Source organism: Candidatus Blochmannia sp. SNP, assembly GCF_036549215.1.
In the GTDB taxonomy this organism is placed as follows: Bacteria; Pseudomonadota; Gammaproteobacteria; order Enterobacterales; family Enterobacteriaceae; genus Blochmanniella.
Genome location: NZ_CP144371.1, coordinates 272,734 through 290,517, shown reverse-complemented (window position 1 = coordinate 290,517; position 17,784 = coordinate 272,734). Strand labels below are relative to the sequence as shown.

General features: G+C 29.6%; 15 protein-coding genes. 3 read left to right on the top strand and 12 right to left on the bottom strand.

Going from position 1 to position 17,784, the window contains the following annotated elements:
• Window positions 1–17: 17 nt before the first annotated feature.
• Window positions 18–1,184 carry a succinyl-diaminopimelate desuccinylase gene (dapE, locus tag VOI34_RS01210; RefSeq protein ID WP_331828633.1) on the top strand — a complete coding sequence of 389 codons (1,167 nt, stop codon included), beginning with the start codon at window positions 18–20 and terminating at the stop codon, window positions 1,182–1,184.
• Between the two features lie 58 nt (window positions 1,185–1,242).
• Here dapE and VOI34_RS01205 read toward each other — a convergent pair whose 3' ends face one another.
• On the bottom strand, window positions 1,243–1,524 hold the full coding sequence (locus tag VOI34_RS01205; RefSeq protein WP_331828632.1) for a hypothetical protein: 282 nt from the start codon (window positions 1,522–1,524) through the stop codon (window positions 1,243–1,245).
• A gap of 68 nt (window positions 1,525–1,592) precedes the next feature.
• Window positions 1,593–2,477, bottom strand: a complete 885-nt coding sequence (gene dapA, locus VOI34_RS01200; RefSeq protein WP_331828631.1) for a 4-hydroxy-tetrahydrodipicolinate synthase — start codon at window positions 2,475–2,477, stop codon at window positions 1,593–1,595.
• Window positions 2,478–2,912: 435 nt separating this feature from the next.
• Here dapA and bcp point away from each other — a divergent pair, with 435 nt between their 5' ends.
• Window positions 2,913–3,377 carry a thioredoxin-dependent thiol peroxidase gene (gene bcp, locus VOI34_RS01195; protein WP_331828715.1) on the top strand — a complete coding sequence of 155 codons (465 nt, stop codon included), beginning with the start codon at window positions 2,913–2,915 and terminating at the stop codon, window positions 3,375–3,377.
• Between the two features lie 216 nt (window positions 3,378–3,593).
• On the opposite strand, the gene upp is transcribed toward bcp, so the two are convergent.
• From upp to guaB, 9 genes are all read right to left on the bottom strand, one after another.
• Entirely contained in the window at window positions 3,594–4,220 is a 627-nt protein-coding gene (gene upp, locus VOI34_RS01190) for a uracil phosphoribosyltransferase (protein WP_331828630.1), read from the bottom strand.
• Window positions 4,221–5,358: 1,138 nt separating this feature from the next.
• Window positions 5,359–5,982, bottom strand: a complete 624-nt coding sequence (gene ureG, locus VOI34_RS01185) for an urease accessory protein UreG (protein WP_443092747.1) — start codon at window positions 5,980–5,982, stop codon at window positions 5,359–5,361.
• Window positions 5,983–6,066: 84 nt separating this feature from the next.
• Window positions 6,067–6,753, bottom strand: a complete 687-nt coding sequence (locus tag VOI34_RS01180) for an urease accessory protein UreF (RefSeq protein ID WP_331828628.1) — start codon at window positions 6,751–6,753, stop codon at window positions 6,067–6,069.
• A 454-nt stretch (window positions 6,754–7,207) separates the two neighbouring features.
• Complete coding sequence (gene ureC, locus VOI34_RS01175) at window positions 7,208–8,914, bottom strand: urease subunit alpha (RefSeq protein ID WP_331828627.1); 1,707 nt, start codon at window positions 8,912–8,914, stop codon at window positions 7,208–7,210.
• Window positions 8,915–8,916: 2 nt separating this feature from the next.
• On the bottom strand, window positions 8,917–9,225 hold the full coding sequence (locus tag VOI34_RS01170; RefSeq protein WP_331828626.1) for an urease subunit beta: 309 nt from the start codon (window positions 9,223–9,225) through the stop codon (window positions 8,917–8,919).
• A gap of 27 nt (window positions 9,226–9,252) precedes the next feature.
• The gene (locus VOI34_RS01165) at window positions 9,253–9,555 is read right to left on the bottom strand and encodes an urease subunit gamma (RefSeq protein WP_331828625.1); all 303 of its coding nucleotides are present in this window, start codon (window positions 9,553–9,555) and stop codon (window positions 9,253–9,255) included.
• A 15-nt stretch (window positions 9,556–9,570) separates the two neighbouring features.
• Window positions 9,571–10,422: an urease accessory protein UreD gene (locus VOI34_RS01160; RefSeq protein ID WP_331828624.1), complete on the bottom strand. Its 852-nt coding sequence runs from the start codon at window positions 10,420–10,422 to the stop codon at window positions 9,571–9,573.
• A 409-nt stretch (window positions 10,423–10,831) separates the two neighbouring features.
• Window positions 10,832–12,442: a glutamine-hydrolyzing GMP synthase gene (gene guaA, locus VOI34_RS01155; protein ID WP_331828623.1), complete on the bottom strand. Its 1,611-nt coding sequence runs from the start codon at window positions 12,440–12,442 to the stop codon at window positions 10,832–10,834.
• 100 nt (window positions 12,443–12,542) lie between these two features.
• Window positions 12,543–14,021: an IMP dehydrogenase gene (gene guaB / locus VOI34_RS01150; protein ID WP_331828622.1), complete on the bottom strand. Its 1,479-nt coding sequence runs from the start codon at window positions 14,019–14,021 to the stop codon at window positions 12,543–12,545.
• A 633-nt stretch (window positions 14,022–14,654) separates the two neighbouring features.
• On the opposite strand from guaB, the gene mqo reads away from it, so the two are divergent.
• The gene (gene mqo, locus VOI34_RS01145; RefSeq protein ID WP_331828621.1) at window positions 14,655–16,220 is read left to right on the top strand and encodes a malate dehydrogenase (quinone); all 1,566 of its coding nucleotides are present in this window, start codon (window positions 14,655–14,657) and stop codon (window positions 16,218–16,220) included.
• Between the two features lie 77 nt (window positions 16,221–16,297).
• Here the strand turns inward: mqo and der are convergent, their stop codons facing one another.
• Window positions 16,298–17,722 (bottom strand): ribosome biogenesis GTPase Der, encoded by a 1,425-nt coding sequence (gene der / locus VOI34_RS01140; RefSeq protein ID WP_331828620.1) that lies wholly within the window; start codon window positions 17,720–17,722, stop codon window positions 16,298–16,300.
• Window positions 17,723–17,784: the final 62 nt, after the last annotated feature.

The following is a 17,784-nucleotide window of genomic DNA, read 5'->3' as shown; positions in this document are numbered from 1 at the left end:
AAATAAAAACAAACAATATGAATTTTTCTAAATTAGAAATATTAGCTCAAAAATTAATTAAACAACCATCAGTATGCCCAAGAAATAATAATTGCCATGAAATAATTGTGGATTATTTACAAAAATTAAATTTTAAAATAGAGCTCATGCAATTTGATGATACGCTTAATATTTGGGCATACCATGGCAATAATGGTAAAAAACAAAAACATACTACTACATTATTATTTCTTGGGCATACTGATGTGGTAGACCCTGGAAACATACAGCACTGGAATCATCCCCCATTCTCAGGTGTAATACACAATAACGCATTACACGGGAGAGGAGCGGTGGATATGAAAGGTGCATTAGCTGCTATGTTAGTTGCCTCCGATAATTTTATAAACAAAAATCCCAATTATCAAGGTCGACTTGCATTTCTTATTACTGCTGACGAAGAAGGAACTGGAATAAATGGAACTACAAGAGTTGTAGAATCTTTAATGATGCGCAACGAACATATAGATTATTGTATAGTAGGTGAACCATCAAGTCAACATCAAATTGGAGACATTATAAAAAATGGAAGACGTGGTTCACTTATGGGACAATTAACAATATATGGATCACAAGGTCATGTAGCATACCCCCAATTCTCAAAAAACCCAATCCATTTAGTTATTCCAATATTATCAGATCTCCTAAATACTACATGGGATCAAGAAAAAAATGTATTTTTCCCTCCTACTACTATACAGATTACAAATATTTATACGAATAACAACAATAATAGTAATATTATACCTCATACAGTTACATTAGACTTTAATTTTCGCTTTAATAATAAATCTTCTATTGAAGACATTAAAAAAGGTATAAATAAAATACTTACATATTATTCTTTAACTTATAATATTGATTGGAAACTTTCTGCAGAACCTTATTTCAGTAATCCAGGAAAACTAACTAATGTTGTAGTCAATGCTATTAAATATTATCAAAAATTTGAACCTTGTTTAGAAACTACAGGGGGCACTTCTGATGGACGTTTCATAGCTAAAATGGGAACAGAAGTTATAGAATTAGGCGCACGTAATCATACTATCCATAAAATCAATGAATACATTGATTTAGCAGATCTAAAATTACTTAGCTCTATATATCAAAAAATAATAGAAGATTTACTTCTATATCAACAATAACTATGAGTATTCTGTATACTCAAAAACATAATGACAAAAAATTTTTGATTATATTTAGTTAATTTTCAATATTAATTAAACAAGATGTATGCGTTATTTCTGTAGACAACACCGATGGAGGGCATATATTTAATTTTTTACCTATTTTTTGAATATCAACATTAATGTTGCTAATCTTCGGGATAACATAATCATCATATGATACAGGCAATAAAATATCTAAATTTTCTGGTAAATTTAATTCCAATAAAGATACAGTATCTAAATATTTTAGATTTCCATTAAGTTTACAGCGATTGTCCTTATATATTTCAGAAGAACAAGCCGATAACAATATCACACATAAAATCTTTAAAAAAGTTAACATTAAAACTAAAACCCTTATAAATATAATTATTTATAATTATTTTAAGTATAAAATAATCCTGAATCTATTAAAGCCTTCTTTAATACATGACAATATACCTCAGATAAATAGGTCATAGGTAAACGCAAAGTATCATATGAAATCAACCCTAATTCTTTACAAGCCCATTTTACTGGTATAGGATTAGAATCAATGAATAATGCTTTATGAATAGGCATCAAGCGTTGATTGATGTATTGTGCATTTAAAAAATCATTTTTATTTGCTAATTTACATAAGTCAGCCATTTCTTTTGCAGCAACATTGGCAGTAACAGAAATTACTCCGACTCCTCCAAGTTTCATAAAATCTAATGCACTTAAGTCATCTCCACTTAATAAAATAAAATCTTCATGAACGAGCTGTTTTAATTGATTTACTCTATTTAAATTTCCTGTCGCCTCTTTAATACCAATTATATTTTTTATCTTTGATAAACGAGAAACAGTACTTGGCACCATATCACACCCAGTACGCAATGGAACATTGTATAATATCTGGGGTAATTCTGTACTTTCTGAAATAGCTTTAAAATGTTGAAATAACCCTTCTTGATTAGGACGATTATAATAGGGCGTTACACTTAAACAAGCAGCTATATCGCTATTATTAAATTTACTAGTTAATGAAATAGCCTCTGCTGTCGAATTTGCACCAGTACCTGCTATAACAGGTAATCTACCATCACTAAACTCTAAAGTTTTCATAACCACATCAACATGTTCTTCCTGTGTAAGTCCAGACATTTCCCCAGTCGTTCCGACAGAAACAATAGCTGTTGTACCACTAGTTACATGATAATCAACAAGTTTTTTTAAACTTATCCAATCTACAGAACCTTGTAAATCCATTGGGGTGATTAAAGCGACGATACTTCCGGTAAACATGAACTATTATCTCCAATAAACTTAATATATAAGATTTTTTATATTTAATAAAGCCCAACTAAACAAGAGACAGACATAAAATATTTATTAACTTCATTTTAATATAACAAATAATATTATAATTCTTATAGTATACTTATGTATGAATACACATATCATTTACCATCGTTTAATATTTTAAATGAATTAAAAATTATTTTCATTATATTTTTGATTATTAAGTAAATTATTATTCGTTAAGGATATATTCAATACTAAATGATTATTTAAAAATAGTTCTCTGTCATTCTTATAACAAATAATTTTTAAATGATCGTCATATACAGATATAAACTTTTTTTAAATAATTTAATTATATTCTATACAAGAGTTAAAAGTAGTATTAAAGTGTAATTAATGTATATTAATTTATTAATTATTCAATGGAATATTACTATGGCATTATTACAACCTGGAGATCAAGCTCCCCACTTTATTTTACCTGATCAAGATGGTATTTCAGTTGATCTTTATTCCTTCATAGGGAAAAAAGTACTTATTTATTTTTATCCTAAAGCTATGACACCAGGATGCACCATACAAGCATGTAAATTAAGAGATAATATAGATATATTTAAAAAATTAAACGTAGAAATAATTGGAATTAGTAACGATAAACCAGAGAAACTTTTAAAATTTCATGAAAAAGAAATGTTACGTTTTACTTTACTCTCTGACGAACACTATAAAGTCACTAAAAAATTTGGAGCATGGGGAGAAAAAAAATTCATGGGAAAAATATACAACGGAATACATCGTGTTAGTTTTATAATAGATTCTACCGGTATCATAGAACAAGTATTTACACATTTTAAACCTGTTGATCACGATCAAATCGTATTACATTATCTTAAATTATAAAATAATAATGATATAAATAATTTTTATATAATCTATTGGCTGAGCTATATAAAATAGCATTGCTCAATACAAAAAATTAATACCATCAATATTTTATAATTATTAATTATAAAAATCAATTATTAATTATTAACGGCATACTGATCTGTATTTATTAACAAATAAGTTTATATATATTTATATATATATAAATTTTAACTATATAAAAATTATATATTATTTAGTTCCAAATGTTTTATCACCAGCATCCCCAAAACCTGGAATAATATAACCATGTTTATTAATTTTTTGATCTATAGAGGCCAAATACAATTCAATATCTGGATGTTTTTTTTCTAAGGCTTCAATTCCCTCTGGCGCTGCTACTATCGATAAAACTTTTATGTTACTGCATCCAAACCTTTTTAATAAATCAATAGTAGCAATTATTGATCCACCAGTAGCTAACATAGGATCTAACACCATAGCCATACGTTCATTTATATTATAAACTAATTTATGAAAATATGGAATCGGCTCAAGAGTAATTTCATTACGATAAATTCCTATTATACTGATACGTGCACTTGGAAGGTGCTCCAATACACCATTCATCATACCCAAGCCAGCCCTTAATATTGGCACTACTGTTATTTTTTTTCCTTTAATACGCGCAATTTTAACTAGTCCACACCATCCCTTGATAGTTACTATTTCTACTTCTAAATCATCAGTAGCTACATAAGTTAATAAACTTCCTAATTCTGCAGATAACTCTCTAAAACGTTTAGTACTAATATCACAAATACGCATCAATCCTAATTTATGTTGAACTAATGGATGCCTAACTTCAACTATTTTCATATCAATTTTGTTCTCCATGAAAGTAAACTTTCAAATCCTAAAAATTATACTTTCTAACGACCATGTATAATAATATTCATAAATCTATTAAAATAAATATAAGATATTATTTAATTGATATTTGTAGAATACATTGATAAAGTAAGAGCTTACCCAAAATTGATTACATCATTTATTTTCCATGTATAACATAAATCAAATTTTAATATTTAAATAACATAATATAATCTATTTATATTATCGATTATCTGAGTAAATAATCGTTTTATAAATATAAAACATCATATATTGTCAACAAATATTTTATATTGTTGACAATATAGAAATAAATTCATAACTCTAGTATAGTCGTAATAGTGAATTTTATATTTAATTTATTAAATATAAAATTCAATTAAACATATTATAAAATATCTAATATTAGCATTAAATACAACTTCAGTAATAATTACTGATTTATATAATTCATAAACATAATATTATTTGAAAAAATAAAACAAAATAAACACTAAATAAAAATTTGTATAATACATTAATTTTAACTTATATAAATTGATAAAAAATTATTTTTTTAATTTTTTATCAATTTTCAACTTAATATTTAAGTATTAAAACAATACAGCTTATAACAAAGAAATTTTATTGAACAAAACATATATACAAATTATGGCAATCATATTTGATTATATTATTTTTCGACTCTTTAAATAAAGTTACTAGTTGTTTGTATGAAAAAAAAGAAAACAAAAGTACGTATCACTAAGTGGGTATTATTCATCAGTTTTATGATATTATTTGTCAGACTAATATACGCTTCTATAAACGCATGGAATTATCATAAACACAACGACAAGAATAACCCCATCATATCAAATAATAAAATATAATTATTTATATCAAAAACACAATACTTGTAATTAATCCCTATTAAAAATAAAAACTAACAAATTTTACATTTTCTACTACCTATAAAAATTATAAATAATGAAAAATTTCTGTAATGCCTTTACCTTAAAACAAAATAGACGCATAAAACACACATTTACATATCAAAATCTTGAAACTTTTGCATTTATTGTCTATTGATAATAAATGCAAGCATATAAATTACCATTATATAAATAACATCCCTATATTTTTAAGCTAATAAAGATAACCGTTTCTCCAAAATGAAATCAAGAACACATTGTACACCATGACCTATTTTCAAATTAGTAAAAGACCATGGTAAACCCTTTCTCATACAATTCGTATCTCTAGTCATAATTTCTAAAGATGCTCCTACGTACGCAGCTAAATCAATTTTATTAATTATTAAAAAATCAGAACGTGTAATACCCGGTCCTCCTTTTCGAGGTATTTTATCACCTGCAGCTACATCAATAACATATAAATTTAAATCTGATAATTCCGGACTAAACGTAGCGCTTAAATTATCTCCACCACTTTCAATAAAAATAATGTCTAAATTCTTAAATTTATAGGTTAATTCTTCTATAGCTAACAAATTCATAGAAGCGTCTTCACGAATAGCAGCATGAGGACATCCCCCGGTTTCCACACCAATAATACGATCAGCCGATAAAGCATTTGCATCTATCAAAATACGTTGATCTTCTTTAGTATAAATATCATTGGTTACTACCGCTAATTGATAATTATTTTTCATTTTTTTACATAATACTTCAAGTAATGCAGTTTTACCTGATCCTACTGGACCACCTACACCTATTCGAAATGGAGGAGTATATTTTTTACACAACAAAATATATATATCCCTTTAATTAAAATTAATCATCATATAGTACTTAATACTATATAGGTATCATAGTAAAATCAAATACTTTTAAGACCGAAATAATCGTGAGTACTGTGTTTCATGACAAGAAGATGCTATAGATTGCAATAAAAAACTACTGCCTAACTCATGATCCATTATCATATCCGCCTTATTCCAAGCATTTGGAAAAAATCCCATCAAATATCTTAACAACTTTTGAGCAGCTCTTTGCCCAAAAGGTATCAATTTTAATCCTGCCATAATAGACGATTCTAACATATTGTAAGCATATCCTAACGCTAAATCTTTTAAGGGAATGCCCCACATGCACCCTAACCATGCTATAGACGCTAAACCACTACGCTCTAAAGCTGATAACCAAATATCATCATGAGTCAACGGATACCACTGCAATATTAACTTCATCATTGCTTGTCCACGTTGGTTTTCTTCTAATCTAAACTCACGAGTATCACGACATGATAAAATTTTTAATACACATTGAAAAAATTTAATTTCATCTCTAATTTGAGTATAATAATAACAACGCTTAAGCATAGGCCACTCTAAATGAATTAATGGCCCATCAATCCATTGTTGTTGCCACGCAGAAAAAGTTTCTACAGAATTTACCCAACCATACTCTACAGCCCACTCTAAACCTCGTGAATATGCAAATCCTCCCAAAGGAAAATTAGAACTGATCAACTGCATTAAAGATAACAATGAATTTTCACTCTGAGTAACACACATAATATAATTGAAATAACGTATTCATAAATTATTTATATAGATACCGTCGTTTAAACTTTAATCTATTATAAACACACAATAACAAACATACATACAATTCATTATTATAAGATTCTGAAGAACCTACTTATCCAATCCAAGCATAAAGATAAAAATAAAAAATATAATAATTAATGCTCATTTTGCCACAATAACAATTCTTTGAACAAACTTTAAAAATATATTTATCATGTCTTGAATCTATAAATTTAATCATACAAAATAACCATAACAATAAAAATAAATAGTACAAACCACATATATAACTTTATTTCCATAAAACTACAACAGAACCTATAGTAATTACTGATATCATAACAATTAAAAATAAAATTTTTAAAAACAATTCATAACAAAACAATGTTCACTATTATAAATACGCATATATACGTTTTCGTATATAATTTCATTTATACTAAAATAAAAAATAACGTTGTGACATAGGCAGTGAAGATGAAGGCTCACACGTTAATAACTCTCCATTTGCACGTACTTGATAAGTCTGAGGATCTACCTCAATCATTGGCTGCCAAGAATTATTAATCATATGCTTTTTTTGAATATCTCTACACTTATAAGCTTTACCAATCAAACTAACTAACTTTAAACTATTTATTAATTCTGAATGATAAGCAACTTTAGATAAAAATGTCATACGTGTCGCATGTCTTGCATTACCATGTGCTCCAAACATTAATCGATAATGTATGGGTTGTGGAGTGGGTATAGAAGCATTAGGATCTCCCATAATAGCAGAGTTAATCATACCACCTTTAATTATTAATTCTGGTTTGACCCCAAAAAAAGCAGGAGACCATAATACTAAATCCGCTAACTTTCCTATTTCAATAGAACCAACCTCATGAGAAATACCATGTGTTATTGCGGGATTAATTGTATATTTAGCGATGTACCGTTTTATACGAATATTATCATTATATTTATCATCACCTGATAATGAACCCCTTTGTGACTTCATCTTATGAGCTGTTTGCCAAGTACGTAAAATAACTTCCCCAACTCGCCCCATAGCTTGAGAATCAGAAGAAATCATAGATAAAGCTCCAAGATCATGTAAAATATCTTCAGCAGCAATAGTCTCTTTACGAATCCTAGATTCTGAAAAGGCCATATCTTCAGGCAGATTAGGATTAAGATTATGACAAACCATCATCATATCTAAGTGCTCATCTATTGTATTAATAGTATAAGGCATAGTAGGATTAGTAGATGATGGTAATATATTATTAAATCCGCACATACGTATGATATCTGGAGAATGCCCACCGCCTGCACCCTCAGTATGATAAGCATGTATCGTCCTCCCTTTAATCGCAGATAAAGTATCTTCAACGAATCCCGATTCATTTAAACTATCAGTATGAATAGAAACTTGAACGTCAAAATGATCGGCCACATTTAAACAACAATCAATAGCTGCAGGTGTTGCTCCCCAATCTTCATGAATCTTCAAACCAATAGCCCCAGCAATTATTTGCTCTTCTAAAGCCTTAGGTAAAGAGGCACTACCTTTACCAGTAAACCCAATATTAATAGGCAAAACATCTGCTACTTGTAGCATGCGAGATAAAAACCAAGGACCTGGAGTACAGGTTGTTGCATTACTTCCCGTTGTTGGCCCAGTACCTCCTCCAATAAATGTAGTAATCCCAGAACATAACCCTTCTTCTACCTGTTGAGGGCAAATAAAATGAACATGAGAATCAATTCCTCCGGCAGTAACGATTTTACCCTCCGCTGCTATTACGTCTGTGCTAGGTCCAATAAATATCGTTACATTTGGTTGAACATCTGGATTTCCTGATTTCCCAATACCCGTAATACGGCCATTACTTATACCAATATCTGCTTTTACTATCCCCCAATAATCAACAATTATTACATTAGTCAATACTAAATCAACACAATCCTTACTACTCATTTGTCCTTGACCCATACCATCTCGTATAACTTTACCTCCTCCAAATTTTACTTCTTCTCCATACACAGTAAAATCCTTTTCTACTTTTATCCACAATTCAGTATCAGCTAATCGAACAGAATCGCCTATAGTTGGTCCGAATAAAGAAGCATACTCATGCCTAGACAATACATTACTCATAATTAATTCAACTTACCCATAATAGCTTTACAAAAACCATAAATTTTACATGCTCCTGTATATTTTACAAGCTCCACAGTTCTAGACTGCCCTGGCTCAAAACGTATTGCTGTTCCTGACGGAATATTCAAACGAAAACCACGAACAAGAACTCGATTAAATTTTAAAGCAGTATTAACTTCATAAAAATGAAAATGGGAGCCAATTTGAACAGGTCTATCTCCATAATTAATAACAGTTACTAAAACTTGCTGTCTTCCAACATTTAATTCTATATTTCCATTGGAAATATAGAATTCACCTGGGATCATATAATAAACATACTCATTTAATTACTATCAAATTATCGGATCATGTACCGTTACTAATTTAGTTCCATCAGTAAAAGTAGCCTCTACTTGTACATCAGTAATCATTTCAGGTACTCCCACCATAACATCATCTCTAGTTAATATATTCTTTCCTATGTCCATTAGCTCAGCCACATTTTTTCCTTCACGTGCTCCCTCTAAAATTACAGAACTAATCAATGCTATTGCTTCTGGATAATTTAGTTTCAAACCTCTATTACGGCGCCTTTCTGCCAATAATGCTGCCGTAAACAATAATAATTTATCTTTTTCACGGGGTAATAGTTTCATATATAAATTCTCTACTCATGTCGACCAAATACGAGGTATTGTAACTTCTCTCCCAATTACAAACGGACGTATAACATACCAAATATGACAAAGCAATTTTTTTAAATATTGATTATCATTGCCCAATAGTCGCACTACAAGAATATTATCTAATAATGTAGCACCTCCGACTTGAAAATATTTAACTGATGTAATAAGTTTGCGTACCATATCCAATATTTTTTCATCTGATGGAATAGCAAAAAGTAAAGCGCTTATTTTAAATCCTCCTAATTTCATAATACAATTAGACTCATTAATCTGAAGTCTCTCCTGTAAACCAACAGAATTAGATAAACAAATATTTAAAAAAATCTCTACTTCTTCTGGATAAACATAAATACCTAATGATGAATTTACAAAACATAACATTTCAAATGATATAATTTTAGATCCCTGTTCTATAATAAAGGTAGTATCTATTTTTGCTTTTGTTTTAGGAAAAAAAATACTGCTTTGAGGGACCCATTCCAAAGCAGTATTACGCTCTAATGTAAATGTATGCTTCTGTACTGCGCAAATGCCATTACTACGATAAAATTTAGAAGAACCAGGTGTCGTCAATAATGCTCTGCTACCTGATTCCAATTTAACATCTAATGTCAACTTATCTCCTCCAACTAATCCACCAGGAGGATGCAACAAATATACATGTGGAGTATTATCACCTTTTGAATAAAAACTCTTTTTCACATAAAATGGACCAATATGCTTACATTTTGTAAGCACGCTACGCCCCTTGCGTAAAGCAAAATTTAACTCCAAAGCACCTAACCAACCATCAATCAAATTCTGAGATAATTTATTATTATTATTATTATTATTCATTAAAAATTCAAAACAAAATACTTTTAAAAATTAAAACAAAACCCGTACGTAAAATTACTCTCTTATAATAAAGCCATATCCATTTTAACATATAGAACAATATCTACTTTCCTATTTGGATATACATATTTTTATTTCTAAAATAGAAACTTTATCAAATAATACTAATATACTATAAATTTATATAAATAAACAATCTTTAGACATACACATTACACACATTTTATAAAAATAAACTATAAAAACTTGTACTTATACCAATATTTGTATAAATACAACAATAAACAGACATAAACTATACAATACTTTCAATCATTATAAAACATGCGTACTTCAAACTATCAAATCAACAATAACACAACCGAATAAAATTATTAAAAAGTTTCAACTTATACAAAAATATACACACTTACTCCCATTCAATAGTAGCCGGAGGTTTAGAAGAAATATCGTACACTACACGAGATATTCCCTCAACCTCATTAACAATACGATTAGATACTTTATTTAAAAAATCATAAGATAAATAAGCCCATCGTGCTGTCATAAAGTCAATGGTCTCTACTGCACGCAAAGAAACCACCCATTCATACTTCCGCTGATCTCCTTGTATACCCACTGAATGTATCGGTAAAAACACTGCAAAAGCCTGACTAATCTTATAATACAAATTATCACGCTTAAGTTCCTCAATGAAAATACAATCTACCTTACGCAAAATATCACAATATTCCCTTTTTACTTCACCTAAAATTCTAATAGCTAAACCAGGCCCTGGAAACGGATAACGATATACTATACTATAAGGCAATCCTAATTCTAATCCAATACTACGAACTTCATCTTTAAATAAATTTCTTATAGGCTCTAATAACTGAACATTCATAATACCTGAAAAACAACTTACATTATGATGCGATTTAATTACATTTTTAGAAGAAAATAAAGATACACCAGATTCAATAATATCTGAGTATATAGTACCCTGAACCAACCACTTTATAGGTACTAGATTACTAATTTGCTCTTCAAAAACTTCTGTAAAAATCCTACCAATTACTTTTCTTTTTTCTTCTGGATCAATAACTCCAATTAAAGCATCTAAAAATAGCTGTTCTTTTGGCACATAAATAATATCCAAATCATAATTTTTATCACAAAAATTCTTAATTCGATCAAATTCACGATGTAATAATAACCCATTATCAATAAACACACAAATAAATCGACAACCAATAGCACGTCTCAATAATAAAGCTGTGACAAGAGAATCAATTCCACCTGAAAATCCAAGCACTACTTTATCATTACCCACTTTCACACGAATATCCATAACAATATTATCAATAATATTAGCTACCTTCCATGAAGATTTACAAGAGCAAATACACATAATAAAACGTTCTAAAATATTTTTTCCTTGTTTAGTATGAGTAACTTCCGGATGAAATTGCACACCATACAAGCGCCGATCCTCATTAGCCATAATCGCAACTTGACGATATTTATTAATACCAATAACAGTAAAATCTTGAGGAACAGTAGTAACTACATCTCCATGACTCATCCATACATCTAATACCGAATAACCTGTAATATTATCAACATAATCACACATATCATTTGTAAGAATACTTTCAGTAACGAGTGTTATTCGAGTACAACCAAACTCACGCTGAGTAGTTAAATGCTGTACCTCTCCACCCAGCTGCTGTGACATAATCTGCATACCATAACAAATTCCAAATATAGGTATGCCCAATTGAAATACAAACTCAGGAACACATGGAAAATGAAGATCAACAGCACTATGAGGACCTCCCGAAAGAATAATTCCATTAGGATTAAACGCACTTACTTGAGACTCACTAACGTTCCAAGAAAAAAGTTCAGAATACACGCCCAACTCACGGATTCTTCTTAATAATAACTGAGTATATTGAGATCCAAAATCTATTACCAAAATACGATAATCACTACATTTTGTATCACAATCCATTCTATTATCTAAAGTAACCATTTATTATCTAACCAAAATATTTAATGATCAATAATACACTCTGAACTAAATAAATATCGTAACTATTATCTATCATATGCTTTAATACATAAATAAATAATCATCTTAAACGATAGTTAGGGGATTCTTTTGTTATCATCACATCATGAACATGACTTTCCTTCATACCAGAAGGACTCACACGAATAAACTTAGTCTGTGTTCTTAAATCACGAATAGTCATACAACCCGTTAAACCCATACAAGAACGTAAGCCTCCCATTAATTGATGCACAATAGTTTCCAGTTTCCCTTTATAAGGAACACGTCCCTCTATACCTTCTGGAACTAATTTACAAGCAGCAATAGCATCGTCCTCCTGTTGCTGAAAATAACGATCAGCAGAGCCCTGATTCATAGCTCCTAAAGAACCCATCCCACGATAAGTTTTAAAAGACCTACCCTGATAAAATTCTATATCTCCTGGCGATTCTTCTGTTCCCGCTAGCAACGAACCAACCATTACACAGTGCGCACCAGCGACTATTGCTTTAGCAATATCTCCAGAAAATCTAATACCCCCGTCTGCAATAATCGGAATGTCTGTATTTTTTAATGCTTCTGCTACATTAGAAATAGCTGTAATTTGAGGAATTCCCACACCAGTAACAATACGAGTTGTACAAATAGAACCAGGTCCAATACCAACTTTCACAGCACTAACACCAGACCTTACTAATGCTAAAGCACCGTCTTTTGTAACAACATTACCTCCCACAACAGGCAAATCAGGAAATATTTTTCGAATAGCTACAATACACTTTAAAACTCTATCTGAATGCCCATGTGAAGAATCAACTAACAATACATCTAAACCAGCATCAACTAACCCTACAACACGTGCTATACAATCATCCCCTACTCCAACAGCAGCACCAACTCGCAGTCGTCCATAATCATCTTTACATGCATGCGGCTTACGTTCTGCTTTTTCGAAATCTTTTGCAGTGATCATACCTTTAAGATGAAACAGAGAATCAATTAACAAAACTTTTTCTACTCTTTTATCATGCATTTTTCTTAATACTATCTTTCGATTTTCTTTTTCTAATACTGTAACCAAACGCTCCTTAGGAGTCATAACAGAAGAAACACAATTTGATAAATCACTTACAAATCTAACATCACGACTTGTAACTATTCCTACTAATTCATTTGTACCACCCATCACAACGGGATAACCAGCAAACCCATTACGAAAAGTTAATTCTTTCACTCGTAATAAAGTTGTATCAGGAGCAACACACTGTGGATTTGCTACTATTCCACTTTCATAACGTTTAACACGACGTACCTCATTGATTTGCTGCTCCAAAGACATATTTTTATGAATAAAACCTACACCACCTTCCTGTGCCAAAGCAATAGCCAAATCTGATTCTGTTACTGTATCCATAGCCGAAGACACAATAGGAATATTCAAAGAAACTGAATTAGTTATCAAACTATCTAAAGTCGTCTCTGCAGGAAGTACTTTTGAATAAGATGGTACAATTAACACATCATCAAAAGTCAAAGCTTCTTTATCAAAAAATAACATCACATCACACTATACAACTTTCAAATGGAACACCGCATAAAACCCAATTATTTTACTAACCTAAAACTAATCCAACTCACACCACAATAACAACATAGAAATTACTCAACATCACAATTTTAAAAATCAACAATAAATAACCTATTCGTATGACGAGGTCATACGAATAGGTTATTTATTGTTGATTAAGTATAGGGATTAACCATCGCACCCTAACGGGTTAGTTCTATCATGAATTGTGTAATTAATCAAGTTTTAGTGTGTAAGTTGTTTAAAAATTAATAACTATAAATTTTGTTAAAATTGTATATATGTTGTTATGTAGGTATTGTTGTAATGAATACTTTTGTATAAAATATCCACGTATATGGATATTTTAGCTGGTAGTAAAAATTTTAACTTAATAGTTTATGTATGTTTTATTTAGTAGTTTTAATTTTGATTGGATGTTGATTTGTGTTGTATTTGAAGTTTTCATATATAATTGAATATTGGGATATGATATATTTAAAGAGTATTATTTTTAAGTGTGTATGTTGTTATTAGTTTTTAGTTGTTTGTATTACAAATATGTAGATGACTATATTGATTATGGTGTTGTTAAGGTGAAATAGTATTATTGAGTGATACAAAATGAGTAATATTATAGTTGTGGATAATAAACAACATCACTTGGTTAAAATTGAATCTTCTGTAGATGTAGTGTTGGTTGGTGCTGGCATCATGAGTGTTACTTTTGCTATGTTTTTAACAATTCTTGAGCCAACTTGGAAAATTCACATATATGAACGTCTTGACGAACCGGCACGAGAAAGTTCTAATGTATGGAATAATGCTGGAACTGGACATGCAGCATTTTGTGAACTTAATTATACTCAATATAATTCTAAAGACTGTTCTGTCGACATTTCAAAAGCTATTGCTGTTAATGAAGCTTTTGAAATGTCACGTCAGTTTTGGGCATATTTAGTACAAACAGAGGTTCTTAATAAACCAAGTTCTTTTATTAATAATGTGCCACATATGAGTTTTGTTTGGGGAGAGGAGAATGTTTCTTTTTTAAAAAAACGTTTTCAAGCATTGCAAAATAGTATTTTGTTTAGTGGTATGATGTATTCTGAAGATTCGCAGCAAATTCATAAGTGGATTCCTCTTGTTATTAATGGGCGTAATATATCTCAAAAAATAGCGGCTACTCGTATGGAGATAGGTACGGATATTAATTTTGGGGCACTTACTCAGCAGTTATTGAGTGAGTTGAAGAAAAGTTTGAATTTTAAATTATATTTACAGCACGATGTTGACCGTATAAGACATAATTTTGATACAACTTGGGATGTGCATATAATTGATCGACGATCTAATCAAAAAAAGTGTGTTCGTGCAAGTTATGTGTTTATAGGAGCTGGAGGAAAATCAATTAGTCTTTTGCAGAATTCTGGTGTGCCAGAAGTTAGGGGGTATGCTGGATTTCCGGTGGGTGGTCAGTTTTTGGTTACAAAAAATAAGGAAGTAGTTTCACAACATTTAGCGAAAGTATATGGAAGAGCCCCTGTTAATACTCCTCCAATGTCGGTTCCTCATATAGATACTAGAATATTAGATGGTAATAAGGTTTTATTATTTGGTCCGTTTGCTACTTTTAGCAGTAAATTTTTAAAATATGGATCATGGTTGGATTTGTTTCATTCTTTAAATAAACATAATTTAATTCCAATATTTCAGGCTGGGATAGATAATTTTGATTTATTGAAATATTTAATTGGTCAATTAATTATGTCGGATATGCAACGTATTGATGCGCTTAAAGAATATTATCCGACAGTTAATCCATCAGATTGGACTTTAGTTAAAGCAGGACAGCGCGTTCAAATTATTAAAAGGAATAATGAAAAAAGAGGTGTATTACAATTTGGAACAGAGGTGGTGAGTTCTAATGATGGAACTTTATCAGCACTTCTTGGTGCATCTCCGGGAGCGTCTACTGTAGTTTCGATAGTATTAGAACTTTTAAGTACTATGTTTAATAGTAAAATTAATAGTGATTCTTGGAAAAATAAAATTATAGATATAATACCATCATATACTAATAAATTAGATGGTAATATTATTTTGTTAAATAAAATTAGACGGTATACTTGTAACGTTTTGGAATTGAATTATATGGAAGCTACAAATCATAAAAATATGGGGTGTTAATAGTTAGAGTGTTTTTAGTAGAAGATTAGCAGGAATTTTTGATTATTTGTATTTTATATATTTAAAAAATATTGTTTTTATTTATTAATAAATGGATTAATGGTGTCTTTAAATTGTATGGTTAATAAAACACCTGTAATATTTAATATACGATAGAAATATTTTTTTAAATACTGTTTATAACTGTTAGGTAATTTACTAACATGATTTCCATGAATTATTAAAGTTAATGGATTATGTTTGCCAACGTGAACATATTTAGGTTTGATTCTTCTACCGTGTAGAAGTGGAGGAGGAGATTTAGAGATAGCTTCATGTAGAATGTTGATTAAACGCATTGTACTAATAGTTTTTGTAGACTGTGAATGTAAATGTGTTTCTTTGATTGATTGAAATAATGTTTTAATACCGTCACCGTACAATGCTGAAATGAAGTGTATTTTGGTAAAATTAACAAAATTTATTTTTTCGTATAGGTTTTTTTTGGTTTTTTGATGTAGATCTGGAGATATTTTATCCCATTTATTAAAAATAATTATTAATGCTTTTCCATTATTTACAATAAATCGTAATAAGTATAAATCTTGATCAGATATTCCTAAATCTACATCGCCCATAAATAACAGGATGTGTGCAGTCTTGATGATTTGAAGTGTTTTAGAAATAGAAATTTTTTCTGCTATGTCGTTTATTTTTTTTCTTTTTCGTACCCCTGCTGTATCAATTAGTGTGTATTTTTGTTTATTGTATATAATGGGTATGTGAATAGAATTTCGAGTAGTGCCTGGTATATTACAGGTGATCATACGGTCCTTTCCTAAAATATAATTAATAAAAGTAGATTTTCCAGAATTAGGTCTTCCTACGACAGCTAATGTAATAGTATCAGGGTTATTTTTTTTATTGTATGATAGTGAATTTATGTAGTTTTTATGAATAGTTGTATTTAAATTAGTTTTAGGTATATTATTTTTGTGATTTAATATATTTTTTGAAATTAGTAGAGATATATTTTTTAATAAATTATTAATTCCGTTTCCATGAATTGCAGAAATAAAGATAGTATTTTTTGTACTAAAAGAATAACAATCCCATCTAATATTATGGATATGATATGGAATATCATCAATTTTATTAATAACAATAAATATAGGTTTTTTTAATTTTTTTAAGAAATTAAAAATGTCATAATTTATAGATGTTCCTATAGATTGTTTATCCATAAGGAATAGTATAATATCAGCTTCTTGTATTGATAAAATTGTTTGGTGAGTTATATAATTTTGAATATTTTCTTTTTTTATATTATAATGTAGCCTATCAATACCTCCAGTGTCTATTAGAATAGATTTGAATTGTTTGCATTGAAAGTAACCATATTGTCGGTCTCGAGTTAATCCTGGATCATTAGAAATTAAAGCATCATGTGTATGTGTTAATTTATTAAATAAGGTAGATTTTCCTACATTTTTTTGTCCAATTAATGTGATAATAGGGAACATTTTTTTAATCCATAAAAAGAATATATGTATCTATGAGTAATAATATCAGTATTAGGAAATAT